The 15696-nt window shown below is 46.0% G+C and carries 17 protein-coding genes; 10 read left to right on the top strand and 7 right to left on the bottom strand.

Going from position 1 to position 15696, the window contains the following annotated elements; genetic code table 11:
• Positions 1–13 precede the first annotated feature (13 nt).
• On the top strand, positions 14–250 hold the full coding sequence (locus OVA33_RS09375; protein WP_003152104.1) for a DUF378 domain-containing protein: 237 nt from the start codon (positions 14–16) through the stop codon (positions 248–250).
• A 64-nt stretch (positions 251–314) separates the two neighbouring features.
• On the opposite strand, the gene OVA33_RS09370 is transcribed toward OVA33_RS09375, so the two are convergent.
• From OVA33_RS09370 to OVA33_RS09355, 4 genes are all read right to left on the bottom strand, one after another.
• A protein-coding gene (locus tag OVA33_RS09370; protein ID WP_087614160.1) for an IS3 family transposase occupies positions 315–1465 on the bottom strand; the annotation gives its coding sequence in 2 pieces (ribosomal slippage) (positions 315–1192 and positions 1192–1465; 1152 coding nt in all).
• Between the two features lie 123 nt (positions 1466–1588).
• Positions 1589–1981, bottom strand: a complete 393-nt coding sequence (gene yugI / locus OVA33_RS09365; RefSeq protein ID WP_007408653.1) for a S1 domain-containing post-transcriptional regulator GSP13 — start codon at positions 1979–1981, stop codon at positions 1589–1591.
• Positions 1982–2178: 197 nt separating this feature from the next.
• Positions 2179–3348 (bottom strand): aminotransferase, encoded by a 1170-nt coding sequence (locus OVA33_RS09360; RefSeq protein ID WP_025650225.1) that lies wholly within the window; start codon positions 3346–3348, stop codon positions 2179–2181.
• Positions 3349–3849, bottom strand: a complete 501-nt coding sequence (locus tag OVA33_RS09355; protein ID WP_003152098.1) for an Lrp/AsnC family transcriptional regulator — start codon at positions 3847–3849, stop codon at positions 3349–3351.
• A gap of 152 nt (positions 3850–4001) precedes the next feature.
• Between OVA33_RS09355 and OVA33_RS09350 the strand changes: the two genes are divergently transcribed.
• Positions 4002–4823, top strand: coding sequence for an alpha/beta fold hydrolase (locus OVA33_RS09350; RefSeq protein WP_021495356.1), 822 nt, complete (start codon positions 4002–4004; stop codon positions 4821–4823).
• A gap of 24 nt (positions 4824–4847) precedes the next feature.
• Here OVA33_RS09350 and OVA33_RS09345 read toward each other — a convergent pair whose 3' ends face one another.
• Positions 4848–5108 carry a DUF1871 family protein gene (locus OVA33_RS09345; RefSeq protein ID WP_014418748.1) on the bottom strand — a complete coding sequence of 87 codons (261 nt, stop codon included), beginning with the start codon at positions 5106–5108 and terminating at the stop codon, positions 4848–4850.
• Positions 5109–5194: 86 nt separating this feature from the next.
• On the opposite strand from OVA33_RS09345, the gene OVA33_RS09340 reads away from it, so the two are divergent.
• The 3 genes from OVA33_RS09340 to OVA33_RS09330 all read left to right on the top strand — a co-directional run bounded on the left by OVA33_RS09340 (position 5195) and on the right by OVA33_RS09330 (position 8198).
• Entirely contained in the window at positions 5195–6358 is a 1164-nt protein-coding gene (locus OVA33_RS09340) for a MalY/PatB family protein (protein ID WP_077722758.1), read from the top strand.
• Between the two features lie 122 nt (positions 6359–6480).
• Positions 6481–7764, top strand: a complete 1284-nt coding sequence (locus OVA33_RS09335) for a sensor histidine kinase (RefSeq protein WP_003152088.1) — start codon at positions 6481–6483, stop codon at positions 7762–7764.
• A gap of 47 nt (positions 7765–7811) precedes the next feature.
• The gene (locus OVA33_RS09330) at positions 7812–8198 is read left to right on the top strand and encodes a kinase-associated lipoprotein KapB (protein WP_003152087.1); all 387 of its coding nucleotides are present in this window, start codon (positions 7812–7814) and stop codon (positions 8196–8198) included.
• Positions 8199–8222: 24 nt separating this feature from the next.
• On the opposite strand, the gene kapD is transcribed toward OVA33_RS09330, so the two are convergent.
• Complete coding sequence (kapD, locus tag OVA33_RS09325) at positions 8223–8840, bottom strand: 3'-5' exonuclease KapD (protein ID WP_003152084.1); 618 nt, start codon at positions 8838–8840, stop codon at positions 8223–8225.
• Between the two features lie 150 nt (positions 8841–8990).
• Between kapD and OVA33_RS09320 the strand changes: the two genes are divergently transcribed.
• From OVA33_RS09320 to OVA33_RS09310, 3 genes are all read left to right on the top strand, one after another.
• Positions 8991–10235, top strand: a complete 1245-nt coding sequence (locus OVA33_RS09320) for a multidrug efflux MFS transporter (protein ID WP_217365447.1) — start codon at positions 8991–8993, stop codon at positions 10233–10235.
• 89 nt (positions 10236–10324) lie between these two features.
• Positions 10325–12199, top strand: a complete 1875-nt coding sequence (locus OVA33_RS09315) for a transglycosylase domain-containing protein (RefSeq protein ID WP_014305709.1) — start codon at positions 10325–10327, stop codon at positions 12197–12199.
• A gap of 21 nt (positions 12200–12220) precedes the next feature.
• A complete protein-coding gene (locus OVA33_RS09310; RefSeq protein WP_014305710.1) occupies positions 12221–12634 on the top strand; it encodes a thiol-disulfide oxidoreductase DCC family protein in 414 nt (137 codons plus the stop codon).
• A gap of 14 nt (positions 12635–12648) precedes the next feature.
• Here the strand turns inward: OVA33_RS09310 and OVA33_RS09305 are convergent, their stop codons facing one another.
• Positions 12649–13206, bottom strand: a complete 558-nt coding sequence (locus OVA33_RS09305; protein ID WP_007408662.1) for a YufK family protein — start codon at positions 13204–13206, stop codon at positions 12649–12651.
• Positions 13207–13380: 174 nt separating this feature from the next.
• Here OVA33_RS09305 and malK point away from each other — a divergent pair, with 174 nt between their 5' ends.
• Together malK and OVA33_RS09295 are read left to right on the top strand one after the other, a co-directional pair.
• Positions 13381–14982, top strand: coding sequence for a malate sensor histidine kinase MalK (malK, locus tag OVA33_RS09300; protein ID WP_017419412.1), 1602 nt, complete (start codon positions 13381–13383; stop codon positions 14980–14982).
• Entirely contained in the window at positions 14975–15682 is a 708-nt protein-coding gene (locus OVA33_RS09295; RefSeq protein ID WP_017419413.1) for a response regulator, read from the top strand. Before malK ends, OVA33_RS09295 begins: the two co-directional genes overlap by 8 nt.
• Positions 15683–15696: the final 14 nt, after the last annotated feature.

The raw sequence follows: 15696 nt of genomic DNA, 5'->3' as shown, positions 1-15696 counted from the left end.
GGAGGTTGTTTACATGAGTGTTATTCAGCGTATCTGTCTCGTATTAACAATTATCGGCGCTATTAACTGGGGACTGATCGGATTTTTCCAATTTGATTTAGTAGCAGCCATCTTCGGCGGCCAAGGATCAGCTCTGTCGCGGATTATTTACGGTCTTGTCGGCATCGCCGGTCTGATCAATCTCGGCCTGCTGTTTAAGCCGAACGAAGAAACATCCCGCGAGGAAGCGGCAAATCCGGAAGTCAGATAAACATAAAAAAAGCACCGAACATAGGGACTGACCCCTGTTTTTGAGACAGGGATCAAAACACCTTTTAAACAGCCAATTGCCGATAATTTATCGGTGATTGGTTGTTTAGTTTCGTTTGAATACGAATATTGTTATAATAATGAATGTATTCTATGACAGTGCGTTCTACGATGGCGGTCGTGGTTCGATCAATGCTGTTAAGATAGAACGTTTCAGACTTTAGTGAGGAATGAAACGATTCGATGGAGGCATTATCAGCGGGTGTCCCTTTGCGGGACATGCTCATGGTAATGCCTTTTGTTTTAACAGCTTTCTGATACTCGTAAGATGTATACACAGATCCTTGGTCACTATGTAACACGCAGTTCTCAGGCAGTGTTGGCAGTTGATCAAGTGTGTGTAAGACAAAGTCTGTGTCCTGCTTATCTCCAATCGTAAAAGCAATCACTTCTCCATTATATACATCCAATATACTGGAAAGGTACAATTGTTTCTGTCCATAAGGCAAATACGTGATGTCTGTTACTAGTTTTTCAAGAGGATGATCAGACTGAAAGTTCCGATCTAATATATTGTCGACCACGGCATATGGCTGCCCATTCTTCTTGCGCTTTTTCACCTTAACCCGGCACTGCCACTGATTTTTCTGCATAATACGCTGAACCGTTTTATGGTTAATACACATTCTCTTTTTTAATATAGCTGTGATTTTTCGATATCCATATCGATACTGGTGCTCTCGGCACAACGTGCCGATTTGTTTTTCTAAATGGCGCTTGGGATGATCTTTCTTCAGATTCTTCTTCCAACGATAATAAGACGAGCGAGAGATACCTAAATGAATACAGATATCCTGCACGGTCATTGTGCTGTGCAATTCTTCTACAAGTTCGACTGACGTTTGGCTATCAACTTCCTTTCCAATTCGTTGTACTTTTTTAACACTTCATTCTGTTGTCTCAGATATCGATTCTCTGCCTGCAGTTTCTCTAATTCGGAAGAATACTCCGGACCTTTTCCATAAGTGTATTGCTTACCAACAGGCTGTTCAAATCGATGTGTATCACCAGCCTTATACCATCTGACCCATGTCTTAATCTGCGTATTATTTTTGATATTCAACTCCTGCATGATCTCTTTCATAGGTACGCCTGCCAATCTCATTTCTACAGCCTTCTGTTTCACTTCAACCGGATAACTCACTCTTGTCCCCATAGAAAAAACACCTCCAAGTCTAATTTCGGCTAACAATCATCCGTTTTCAAACTTGAAGGTGTTTTTTGTTTGTCTCATCTTATGGGGTCAGTCCCCATACATATCCGGTGCTTTTTTTGATGATTATTTTTTGATAAGGTCTTTGCGGTTGGACTGTTCAATCCACTCTTCAAGCTTATCTTTCAATGTGTTGAAACCTTGCGGAGCAGATGTTTCTTCAGAAGCTTGAGCCGCTTTCGGTTTTCTTGGTTTGCTTTCTTTTCTTTCAGGCGCCGCTTGAGTCGCACGGATAGAAAGGCTGATTTTGCCTTTTTCTTCGTCAACCGCAAGTACTTTTACTTGTACTTCGTCACCGATAGAAAGGTGTTCGTTAATGTCTTTTACGAAACCGTGAGTGACTTCAGAAATGTGAACAAGTCCTTGAGTTTCTTCATCTAATGCAACAAACGCACCATACGCTTGTAATCCTGTTACTTTACCAGTGTAAACACTGCCCACTTCAAATTTTGCTGCCATTCATAACAACTCCTAAGTTAAATTAAATACAGATTATACGCAATTTAAAATTATATCATACAAGTTTGTTTTTCGCAAAGAGAACTTTTTTACATGATCATGTTTAAGGACAGAAAAATGGGGGTATACTATGATTACGAAGGCTTTCTAGTATTCCCCCCCTTTTATTTGGATGCGAACCGGGTTCGTATCTTTTTTTATGCCCTTTTTTCAACAAACCGTTTGATTCTGACGAGCGCTTCCTGAATCTGCTCAATGGATGTCGCATAGGAACATCTGATGTAGCCTTCGCCGCTCGGGCCGAACACATTCCCCGGAACGACGGCTACTTTTTCTTCAATGAGCAGCTGTTCCGCGAATTCTTCTGAACTCATGCCGGTCGACTGAATGGAAGGAAAGGCGTAAAATGCTCCGCCGGGGTGGTGGCAGCCGAGTCCGATTTCGTTCAATGTCTCCACAATCAGGTTTCGGCGTCTCCGATAGCTTTTCTTCATTCTTTCGACGTCTTCCTGGCCGTTTTTCAGCCCTTCAAGCGCCGCGTACTGAGCCATGGAAGGCGCGCACATCATCGCGTGCTGATGAATTTTGAGCATGGCAGCCCTGATCACGGGAGGCGCCGCCGTAAATCCGAGTCTCCACCCCGTCATGGCAAATGCTTTGGAGAAGCCGGAAATAAGAATCGTGCGTTCCTTCATGCCGCGGATGGCCCCCATGCTCGTGAATGGCTCATCATACGTCAGCTCGGCATAAATTTCATCGGCAAGCACGATCAAGTCGTGTTTTTCAGCGAAAGCAGCGATGCATTCAAGCTCTTCTTTCGAATAGACAGAACCTGTCGGATTTGACGGCGAGCATAGAAGCAGCGCTTTTGTTTTGTCCGTCAGGGCCGCTTCAAAATCGGCTGGGGATGCTTTGAAACCTTTTGCAGCGACAGTCTGAATCGGCACCGGCTTCGCCCCCGTCAGGGTCACGAGTGATTCATATGCGACAAAACACGGTTCGGGAATTAACATTTCCTCCCCGGGATTCATAATGGCGCGGACAGCGAGATCAAGCGCCTGGCTTGCCCCTACAGTAACGATCAGTTCACTGTCAGGCGAATAACTCAGGCCGAACCGCTGATCTAAGTAGCGGCTGATTTCTTCTCTCAGTTCATAAAGACCCGCATTTGCCGTATAAGCCGTATAACCCTGTTCTAAAGAAAGAATACTCGCTTCCCTCACGTTCCAGGCCGTCACAAAGTCAGGCTCTCCCACTCCCAGTGAAATGACGCCTTCCATCGTAGCGGCCAGATCAAAGAATTTGCGGATGCCTGACGGTTTAATCTGCTGCACGTAGTCAGATAAATAAGAAGTCTTCGTTTCCATTTACGGAGACACCACGATTCTTTTGTCATCGTCTCCGCTTTCAAAGACTTTGCCGTCATGCTTATATTTTTTCAGGATGAAGTGCGTTGTCGTGGAAACGACAGACTCAAGGGTGGACAATTTTTCAGACACGAAGCTTGCCACGTCTGACATCGTGTTGCCGCGAATAACGACGGATAAGTCATACACCCCTGACATCAGGTACACTGATTCAACTTCCTGGAATCTGTATATCCGCTCAGCGACTTCATCAAAGCCGACATTTCGTTTCGGAGTGACTTTTACGTCAATCATCGCCGTGACGCCTTCCAAACCGTCGACTTTGCGCCAGTCGATCATCGCCGCATAATCAATGATGACTTTTTCCTTTTCAAGCTTTTCAATGATGCTTTTGACTTCTTCAGCGGGAATGTTTGCCATTTTCGCAATCGTTTCCGCATCAACGCGGCTGTTTTCGTCTAAAATTTCTAATATTTCTGTTTCTTTTTCGGTCAGCTTCATACGTTTCACACCTTTGCATTATCAAAAATCTTCATGACATTATATCACGATTTTCGACAAATGCTAAGAAAAACCCGAAAGAAACCAGAGCTAAAATCTGACAATCAAATAAGCCTTTACATTACAACAAAGAAAGGATGGCGAAGGCTCTCATGGAAGCTGTTTCACCGATTAAACGGGCCGCGATAGACGGAGTTGAGCTATATTACGAGCATTATGAAAATCCCGGCAGACAGACACTCGTCTGCGTACACGGTTTTTTATCTTCGGCATTCAGCTTCAGAAAACTGATCCCGCTGCTCAGAAACCATTATGATATTATCGCCGTTGACCTGCCTCCTTTCGGGCAATCGGAAAAGTCACGGACATTCGTATATACTTACGCAAACCTCGCCAAGCTTCTGATCGGACTTCTGGAAAAGCTCGGTATCAGCCGGGCCGCACTCATCGGCCATTCAATGGGCGGCCAGATTTCCTTATCCGCGTCTCTTCTCAGACCCGAGCTTTTTTCTAAAATCGTCCTGCTGTGCAGCTCGGGGTATTTAAAGCGCTCGCACCCGTCGATTATATTCGGGACGCATCTCCCTTGTTTTGACCTGTATCTTAAGTATTGGCTTTCAAAAGACGGCGTGCTGAACAACCTGTTAAATGTCGTTCACGACCGGACGCTTATCGATCAGGAAATGATTGACGGTTACGAAAAACCATTTACAGACCGCCAGATTTTCAAAGCGATGACAAGGTTTATCAGACACAGGGAGGGCGATTTAGAGCCCGAGGATTTGAAGAAAGTGCAAAACCCCGCTCTTTTAATATGGGGAGAAGAAGACCGGGTCGTTCCGGTCTCAATCGGAAAACGGCTTCATGACGACCTGCCGGATTCCATTCTGTATTCACTCAAGGATACGGGGCACCTCGTACCCGAAGAGCGCCCGGAGTTTGTTTCGGAGCGGATTTTTGAATTTATTCAATAAAAAAACCGGCGGAACCGCCGGTTTTTATGGGGTGCAGGAGCTGCTTTCTTTTATGGACAGAAGCTGCTCGGCGGCCTTTTGGCAGCCTTCGATCGGAAGCTTTTGCTCAAATGAAGCTTCAAAGATATCCTGAATGGCTGCTGCCAGCTTGTCGGCACGGTCTTCACTGTAGACGGCCTGAACGATGTCGACGGCTTCTGTCTCATAAAAATCTTCTCCATATTTAAACGGGTCCCACTTGGCAATGATTTTCATCATTTCCATGACCGCTTGGCTTTCTTCCATTTTCATCACCGCTTATAATAAAGTTTGCAATTCTATTTTATCATAGATACGCTGTGCAAAATAATGATACTACAGGAGTGACATACATGAACTTTGATCTTCGAGAAAACCGTCTTGGCACACAATCGGTGAAATGGGACAAGGCGGAAGCGTTATTCGGCGTATCGGATGCGCTTCCGATGTGGGTTGCCGATATGGATTTCCGCGCTCCCGAAGCGGTCACTGACGCCTTAAAAGCCCGCCTTGACCACGGCATATTCGGTTATACGTCTCCTGACGAAAACACAAGAGAAGCTGTCGCTTCATGGCTCGAGACACGGCACGGCTACCGGCCCGATCCCGCAAGCATCACGTTCAGTCCCGGAGTTGTCACGGCAATCAGCATGGCAGTACAAGCCTTTACCGAACCGGGCGATCCGGTGTTGATTCAATCACCGGTGTATACGCCTTTTTATCAGATGATCAAGGAAAACAAACGGCAGGTTTTACATAACCCATTACGGGAAGAAAACGGCGTCTACTGCATGGATTTTGAGGATCTTGAGAAAAAGCTGAACGATTCTGAGGTCAAGCTGATGATTCTTTGTAATCCCCACAATCCGTCCGGCAGAGCGTGGAGCCGGGATGAGCTTATGAAGCTCGGATCGCTGTGCGCCGCTCATAACGTCACCGTCGTTTCTGACGAGATACATTCCGACTTGATGCTGTACGGAAAGCCGCATACGCCTTTTGCTTCTCTGTCTGAGGAGTTTGCGCGGATTTCCGTTACTTGTGTCGCGCCGAGCAAGACGTTTAATATTGCCGGCATTCAGGCATCCGCCATTATCATTCCCGACCGTTATAAGCGGGCGAAATTCTCCGCCGCATTGCATCAGAACGGGATTTCCAGCCTCAACACATTTGCGGTTGCAGCAATCGAAGCGGCTTATACAAAGGGAGGCCCTTGGCTTGACGCGCTGATTCCTTACATTGAAGGGAATATGAAATTGGCTGAGGACTTTTTAAGAAAAGAATTGCCGAAAGTCCGCATGATGAAACCTGACGCTTCCTATTTGATCTGGATGGATTTCAGCGGATATGGATTTTCGGATGCCGAGCTCAAAGAAAGAATGCTCAAAAAAGGGAAAATCATATTAGAGCCGGGAACGAAATACGGACCGGGCGGCGAAGGATTTATGAGACTTAATGTCGGCTGTTCAGCCGCAACCGTAAAAGAAGGGCTTGAGAGAATGAAAGCAGCGCTCGCTTAGCAGCGGAAAGAACGCCTTTATCAGACGAGATAAGGGCGTTCGCTTTAGAGAAATATATACTTTTTTTGCCGGTAAAGATGTTATAATAGATTCATATTTACATAGGAAAGGATTTCGCATAAATGGAGATTGTAAAGGATTACCTGCTTCACTTCTCTTTTATTTTATTCCCTATTTTTCTTTATCAAGTCTTCTGGCTCAGCAAGCCCGATTTGCTTGTACCGAGAGCGAACCGCCTGCTGGTCGCCGTATTTGCAGCGTCATCTTCATTATTATGTACGGCTTTTCCCATCCAGGAGCTTCATTCCGTCCGTTACGGTTTGCAGCTGATTCCCATTATCGTCTGCCTGCTTTATTCCGGTACCGCAGCAGGACTTGCCGCAGGGGCGGCATCCGTTTTTTTTCAGCTCATATGGTTTGAACCTTCCGCTCTTTTTTTCTTATCCTTAATTCCTTTTTTAATCATCATCCCTATCCAGCTCCAAACGAAATGGCCTTTTTTCTCAAAGCGGAAGAAACTGCTTTTCGCTCTTCTCATCGGCTGCACTGAAACCGCCTTATTAACCGCATCTGTCTTCATCTATTCCGCGACCAATATTTTCAATTTTCAAAATCTATCTTCCGTTTATTATGAGGCGGCAGTATCCGTTTTTTTTCAAGTCAGCGCCCTTTTGCTGTGCATTTATTTGATTGAGATCATCGATGAGAATGCGTCAATGCGGGCAAGGCTGATTCACTCAGAAAAAATGGCCGTCGTCAGCGAGCTTGCGGCAAGCGTCGCCCATGAAGTCCGCAATCCGCTTACGGTCGTCAGAGGTTTTGTGCAGCTGCTGTTCAGCGGCGAGCAGCTTCAGGACAAATCCCACTCCGGATATCAGAAACTTGTGCTGTCCGAACTCGACCGGGCTCAGACGATCATTACGAATTATCTCGATATGGCGAAGCAGGATGACTATGAAAAAGAAAAGTTTGATATTTCTCTGCTCGTAAAGGAAACAGGTTCCTTAATGGAGTCTTATGCCAATTTTAAATCGGTGACCGTGACTGTTCAAAGCGAGCCTGATTTATATGTGTTCGGCGATGTAAAAAAACTGAAACAGGCCTTCATTAATCTGATTAAAAACAGTATTGAAGCCGTGCCCTCAGAAAACGGCCGAATCGAGGTCTCCGTCCAAAAACAGGAAGAGATGATTCTCATTCAGATTACGGATAACGGAATCGGCATGTCCGATGAAGAACTGCAGAAACTCGGCAAGCCGTATTATACGCTGAAAACGAACGGCACCGGGCTCGGGCTTACCGTGACATTCTCGATTATTCAGCATCATGAAGGCTCCGTCTATTTCACCAGCGGCGAGCACTCGGGCACAACGGCTTCAGTCAGGCTTCCGGCAGCTGTTCACTAGCCAATCGCGTTGATCTTTTATAGAATAACTAGAGAGAGGTGAACGCTATGAATTCGTTTGAAATCGGCACAATCGTAAAAGGGTTTTATAAAACAGGAGCATACATAGGGGAAGTGACAGACGTCAGGCCCAATCACTATTTAGTGAAAATTAAAGCCGTTCTGACGCATCCCGCTCAAGGAGATCTTCATCATCCGAAGCAGGCGGATGTTCCGTTCTTTCATGAAAGAAGAGCGCTTGCATTCGGGGAACAGACAAACATACCGCATCAGATGGTCAAACCGTTTGATGGCGAAGTTCCTGATTATACGGCTTCCTTACAAGCGGCGTCTGCCCGGCTGAAAGATCAGCTTACAGCGGACGGCTCAGAATGGGCGGAACGTTCGCTCGCCAACTTGGCCGCGTTAGAGCGTGACTATTTTAAAAGAACTTGACCCAGTCGGCATGATTGGGTTTTTTTATGTGGCCCGGCGAAACAGTTCAGTCAGATCGACGCGATCACCGATCGTCGGAGGTTTCGGTTTTTCAAGATATTGTTTATCCCGCTCGACAAGCTTGAATAATTTGTATGTCGTCCGCGCATCATCCAGCGCTTTGTGATGCGTGCCCGTTCCTTTATCGCCATACTCTTCTGCCGCTTTCCAAAGGCCGGTCAATGTTCTGTCGCCGAAGAAGTTTTTGTATTCAAGGGACAGATCCCGAAGTTCTCCTTTGAACGGAAAAGGGATGTGGTTAAACATGCAATTTTGCTTCAACACCTTCATATCCATATTTCCCCAGGTGACGATCGTGCAGTTTTTATCAGGATCAAGCTCATTTAATTTGCGGATGAATTCATTAAACGTGATTCCGCCGTCCACGTCTTTTTGGGTGATGTTCAGAAAGGTTTTACATCGTTTCGTCAGCTTTGGAAATTTTTTCGGTTTGATATAACTCGAAAACGTTTCAGTCACTTCATCATTCACCGTCTTGACAATCCCCGCTTCAATAATCTCAGGAAAGAAATTTTGCGGGCTGTATTTTCCGTCAGGCATCGTAAATTCAAAATCAATAATGAGCAGACTGCGCTGATCCACTTTTTTACACCTGCCTTTCCTCCGATCAAAAATGATATTTTATGATAGTATATCAGTTTCCCCTCTGAAACTTTCTTCATTTTCTAAAAATAATGAATTTTCCTATATCCGCATCGAAAATACAAATACCGGATTCATTCCTATATACTAATGATTAGACACACGAAAATTAAAGAAGGTGATGTTATTTCTGTCCGTAAGAAGAACTTCGTCGTCATTTGGGTTACAAATTTCTTTATTTCCGCCAGCATGACCATGATTGTTCCGTTTCTTTCGTTATATATCGAAACGATCAGCCCCCATTCGGGCGGGTATGTGCAGAGATGGAGCGGGTATGTGTTCGGTGTCACGTTTTTAATGGCGTTTGTGATTTCCCCGTTTTGGGGCAGATTCGGCGATAAGCGCGGCTACAAAAAAATTCTCTTGATCACAGGCACCGGCATTGCCGTCAGCATTTTATTGATGGGGTTTGTGACATCGGTTTATCAGCTGTTTGTCCTGCGGCTGCTTATGGGCCTTGTAACAGGCTTTGTTCCGACATCGCTTGCCATGATTTCGGCGCAGACGCCGAAAGAGACTGCCGGGAAAACGCTCGGCACACTGCAGATGGGTCAGGTGTCAGGCACTTTATTCGGACCGATGCTGGGCGGGCTGCTCGCTGACAGCTTCGGGTTTACGTACACATTTTTTATTACGTCTTTTGTTATTTTCGTATCCGTGCTTCTCGTTTTATTTCAGGTGAATGAGCAGCCGCTCGGCGAGAAACAAAACAAGCGGAAAACCTATTCCAGAAAACAGGTACTCTCCTATATTTTTCACCAGCCCGCGCTTTGGGCGATGATGGTGCTTACCATGATCGTGCAGACCGGCAATTTCAGCATCCAGCCGCTGCTCGCTTTATATGTCAATGAGCTGCACGGACCTGTTAATTTAGCTTTTTTCTCCGGAATGGCGTTTTCAGCGACCGGACTCGGAAGCTTATTGCTTGCCCGGAAATGGGGGGACTTCGGCGACCGCTTCGGCCACAGCCGGATCTTAATCGTGCTTTTGATTGCCTCAGCGGTGTTTTTTATTCCGCAGGCGCTCGCCTCCTCCCTCTCCATTCTGTTAGTCTTCAGATTTCTGTTCGGCATGGTCATGGGCGGCACGCTCCCCTGCATTACGGCCGCGATCCGCGTCAGGGCGCCGGGCAGCATCCAGGGAGAGGTGCTCGGCTATAACGTCAGCTTTCGTTTTCTCGGAAACGTGCTCGGCCCTCTGCTCGGAGGTGCGGTCTCAAGCGGTTTTTCTATTTCGGCTGCTTTCTACGTCACCGCCTTTCTCTTTTTAATAGGCGCGGGGCTTTTATGGATGGCGGGACATCTGCAAAAGGATACAGCGTCAAACGCGGGCTGACCGGCAGCGATCACGATTTCTTCTAAATTTAACCTTCTCGTATTCTTAAAAGAATGATACGATATGGCTAGAAATCAGGAGAAAAGAGAGTGACCATGGTACGTAAAATAATCGGATGGATTTTGCTGCTCGGCATTATCCCGTTGTGTGCATTTACAGTTATTGCTTCCGGCAAAGAGGTAAAACAAATCAAGCCTTTTGATCAGGTGCTCGATAAACATATTGATTTAAAAGCGATCAACCTGGTTCAAAACAGTTACATGTATGACAGGGACGGAAGCCTTGTTTCTGAGATTGTCAGCGATCATGAGAACCGCGTGATCGTGCCCTTTAATAAAATACCGAATGAGGTAAAACAGCTGTTTTTAACCTCTGAAGACCGCCATTTTTATGAGCATAAAGGGTTTGACTTTATGGGGATGGTCAGGGCGGCCGCCTCCAATTTCAAAGATCATAAAATTGACCAGGGCGCCAGCACCATCACCCAGCAGCTGGCAAGGAATGTGTATTTAAGCCATGAACGCACCTTCAGCCGAAAACTGACGGAGCTGGCCTATTCCTATCAGCTTGAGAAAAAATACAGCAAAGATGAGATTTTAGAAGGCTACTTAAATACGATTTATTTTAATAACGGTGTATACGGTGTCGGTTCGGCGGCGCAATTTTATTTCAGCAAGCCGCTGAAATCTCTCACTTTGGGAGAGATGGCCTTTATCTGCGCCATCCCTAATAACCCTACATTATATGATCCTCTCAAGCATTTTGATTATACGAAAAAACGACAAGTCAGATTGCTTAACGGATTGAAAAAAGCAGGCGTTATATCCGGGAAACAGCTGAAAAAAGCCGAAAAGGAAAAGATCAAGCTTGATATAAACGAAAAAACAAATAAATATCCTGACTATGTTTCCTATGTAAATGATGAATTCACACAGCTTGTTTCCTCATCCGAAGGCTATGACAAACGTCTTGAAAAAGCTTCCGGAAAGGCGAAACAAAAAATACAGAGTGAGCTTTCCGACAGAGTCAGCACATTGTTAAAAGACGGCGTGAAGATTTATACGGCGCTGAATCCGTATATGCAAAACCAGGTCGTCGCCCAAGTGAATCAAAATCTGCCGTATGCAGGCGTCCAGGGCGGAGCGGCCGTGATTAATCATCAGACACATCAGATTATCGCGCTTTCAGGCGGGAAAGATTATCATAAATATGATTTCAACCGCGCCTATCAAGCATACAGACAGCCCGGTTCATCCATTAAGCCGCTGCTTGATTACGGACCTTACATTGAAAAGACCGGCGCAACGCCACACAGCAAGATTGACGCAAGCAAATTCTGCAGTGCGGATTACTGCCCGCAGAACTATAATAACCGCACGTACGGCACGGTTACGCTGGAAACGGCGTTTAAATACTCGTACAACACACCGGCCATCAGAATCATGGACCGCGTCGGCGTTAATAAGGCGTTCAGCTACCTTGAACCGTTTCATTTCGCGAAGCTGGTCAGCGCGGATTATCGTCTGCCTGCGGCGCTGGGCGGTTTTACAAACGGCATGACGCCGCTTGAAATGACCAATGCGTACACCACGTTCGGCAACAACGGCGTTTATACGCCGAGTCACGCGATTACAAAAGTGACTGATTTAAAAGGAAAAACGATATTAAAATGGAAAGATGAGCCGGCGCAGGTATTCAGCGTGCGGACCAACATGCAGATCAAAGAAATGATGAAAGCCGTCGTCAAAAGCGGAACAGGAAAGAAAGCGAACTTTAAAGCTCCGTACGTCGGCGGAAAATCAGGAACGTCAAATGACTATCACGATATGTGGTTTGTCGGCCTGACGGATGCTTATACGATGGGGGTATGGGTCGGCAAGGATACACCGTCAAGCGTCGAATACCTTCATGACGCAAGCCCTCAGCTTTCGATCTGGAAAAACACGCTGCAGGCAGCTTATTAAAGATAACGGAGGGGATCCGCTTTGAAACCAGCTCAGCTTCCGGACCGCGTGCTTTTGTTTGACGGCGTCTGCAACTTATGCAGCGGCGCCGTTCAATTCATCATTAAACGCGATCCGGCCGGCAAAATCTCATTTGCATCATTGCAATCAGATACCGCCCGGGAGCTTTTGGCATCAGAAGGACTTCCGACAGAACAATTTGACAGCATGATTTTCATCGAAAACGGGCGGATATACAAAAAATCCGCAGCCGTGTTAAAGGTTTCGCGTCATCTCCGCGGAGCCTGGCGGCTGTCAGCGGTTTTTTTCGCAGTGCCCCGCCCCCTCAGGGACAGAGCCTATTCTTTCATCGCCCGGCGCCGTTACAAATGGTTCGGAAAAAGGGAAGCATGCATGCTCCCCTCCCCTGAGATCAAAAACAGATTTCTGTCTTAACAAAAATGGCTAGCTTACACAGGTAAGCTAGCCATTATGCTATTATAAAGCTTGATAAAGATGTACAAAATACCGATAACAAAAGTAAACCAAAACAGAATCTCAAGCAATATAAAACCGATCAGCGAAACGATCGAGAGTGTCGAATAGATTCTGTACACCATGAAAATCAAATAAACGAGCGTAACAACGGCAAATAACGCCGCAATCCAAAAACCATTCTGCACGAGCGCAAAGGAAAGAATTCCTCCGCCTACATAAATTAAAGAGCCTAATCTGATTTTTTTCAGATTGTCCCCTTCAGGGTCATTTGTGAAAAACAAAAGAGACAGCTCTGTCACTGTGTTTGCAATCAGCTTCAAAGCCGAAAAAAGCATAAAATACACAAGGGCGAACGCTGCAAAAAGCGCCAGTCTGATCCCTTTCTCAGAGAAATAATCCAGCATCCCCTGATACATGCCGAGCGTCTGAAGTATCTTCATGACATAAAGCGAGGTAGAAATGGATAATGACGAACTAAAAAGCAGAATCGCAACGAGCGGAAAATAACCCGTCCAATAAGTATTTTTCATATAAAAAGTCCCTTTCTGTAATCTACCTCACTTATTATGGAGGACTTAAAACACATTGACAAGATAAAAAATTCCATTTTTCCTCACTTTTACGAAATAAGGGCCTGATCTTCACAAACAGGCTTTTTCGGAGTAAAGTAGAACGCGGGAATGATAAACGTAAGGAAGGCTGTTATGAAAAAAACATTAAAATTGCAAACCCGATTAACGATATTCGTCTGTATTGTCGTTCTTACCGCACTTTGTATCACCTTTTTCACGATCAGCGTCCAGACCGCGGACCGCGTGAAAGAAGAAGAACGGACAACCGCGCTGCGCACCGCAAAGCTGGTCGCGGAAACACCGAGTGTCGCGCAGGCATTGCAAACAAGAAAAGGGCTGAAAGAGCTCCGGAATTATACACTGGATGTCCAGCATACGACAGGAACCGAATTTGTCGTGGTGATGAATATGAACAGCATCCGCCTCACCCACCCCGACGCAAATAAAATCGGGAAGAAATTCACCGGCGGAGACGAACAGCCGGCAATGCACGGCCATATCAAAACGAGCACATCAGCGGGAACTCTCGGAAAATCCATGAGAGCCTTCGTACCGATCTATGGAAAAGATAAAAAACAAGTGGGCGTCGTTTCGGTCGGAATTTCGCTTAACAAAATACAGGATGTCGTCAGCCACAGTTTGAGACCGCTTTATTTCATCATCTGCGTAAGTATTTTTGTCGGCGTCATCGGAGCCGTGATTGTCGCCCGCACCGTCAAAAACATTATGTACGGTCTTGAGCCTTATGAAATCGCCACCCTCCTGGAAGAGCGGAGCGCCATGCTCGAATCAACGAAGGAAGGCATCCTGGCGGTTGACGCGCGGGGAAAAATTAAGCTTGCCAATGCGGAAGCGAAACGGCTTTTTATTAAAATGGGTATTCCGACTAATCCGGTCGATCAAGATGTGAACGATATTCTCCCGAAAAGCCGGCTGAAACAGGTGATTGAAACGAAAAAACCGCTTCAGGACAGGGATATCCGCATTAACGGACTTGAGCTGGTCTTTAATGAAGTTCCGATTCATCTGAAAGGACAAACCGTGGGAGCGATCGCCACGTTCAGGGACAAAACGGAGGTCAAACATTTAGCAGAACAGCTGTCCGGTGTTAAAATGTATGCAAACGCATTGAGAGCCCAGTCTCATGAATTCATGAATAAGCTTCATGTCATTTTAGGGCTTGTCCAGTTAAAAGAATACGATGATCTCGGCACTTACATTAAAGACATTGCCATTCAGCAGAAGACGGAAACAAGCGAGATTATAAGTGATGTCAAAAGTCCGGTTCTCGCAGGGTTTCTTCTGGGAAAACAAAGCTACATACGCGAGCAGGGCGCTGATCTGGACATTCAGCTCGGCAGCCTGATTCCGAATGCGGCGGATCCGGCCGTCATCCATGAGCTCATTACGATTATCGGAAACCTGTTAAACAACGCGCTCGACGCAGTGGCGCAGATGCCGAAAAAAAACATTACGTGCTCGATGCGGTTTCAGGATCGCCAGCTTGACATAGAGATTACGGATACGGGAGCCGGAATGTCTGCGGCAGACCAAGCCCGTATTTTTGAACAAGGTTATTCCACGAAAGGGACAAACCGGGGGTTCGGCCTCTATTTCACCCAGCAGGCAACAGAAAATTTAAAAGGCCATATGATTGTGACAAGTGAAAAGAATGAAGGAACGACTTTCAGTCTTCGCATTCCGTATGAACCGAAGGAGGAAAATGATGATTAATGTACTCATAGTTGAAGACGACCCCATGGTGGGTGAATTAAATAAGCGCTACCTCAGCCAGATTGAAGGATTCCAGCTGAAAGGGATCGCATCATCCTTTCAAAGCGCGCTGCACGTGCTGAGCGAGCATCATATCGATCTCATCCTTCTTGACATTTACATGCCGGGAAAAAACGGGCTTGAGCTTTTAACGGAAATCCGCAAGCAGAATGAATCGGTTGATGTCATCGTCATTTCGGCCGCAAGCGAGCTGGACGTCATTAAAAAAACGCTTCGGTACGGCGCCGTCGATTATTTAATCAAACCATTTGAATTTGACCGCTTTCAAACCGCTCTTTCCGACTACAAACGCAAGCAGAAAGTTTATCAATCACACAGAAGCATGACACAGAAAGAATTGGATGCCGAGCTTTTTCAAAAGAAAGAAGCGGCGGAAAAGGTTCACCTTCCGAAGGGATTGACAAAGAGCACGCTTAAACTCATCTGGGCGAGCATTGAGTCTTTCGGCGACGGCTCTTTTACCACGGAAGATCTCGCCAAGCATACTGAAATCTCGCAAGTCTCCATCCGGAAATACCTTAAATTTCTGGAAGACATACAAGTGCTGAATGTAGAGATGGCGTACGGCACGATCGGCAGACCCGTCTTTCAATATCATATCAACACCGGCAATGTCAGCAGCATCAAACAATATTTATAATGTCAAAAAGCGCC

This window comes from Bacillus sp. KICET-1, assembly GCF_027721405.1.
In the GTDB taxonomy this organism is placed as follows: domain Bacteria; phylum Bacillota; class Bacilli; order Bacillales; family Bacillaceae; genus Bacillus; species Bacillus velezensis.
The sequence above is the reverse complement of the archived record's forward strand: the minus strand, read 5'-3'. Positions and strand labels throughout refer to the sequence as shown.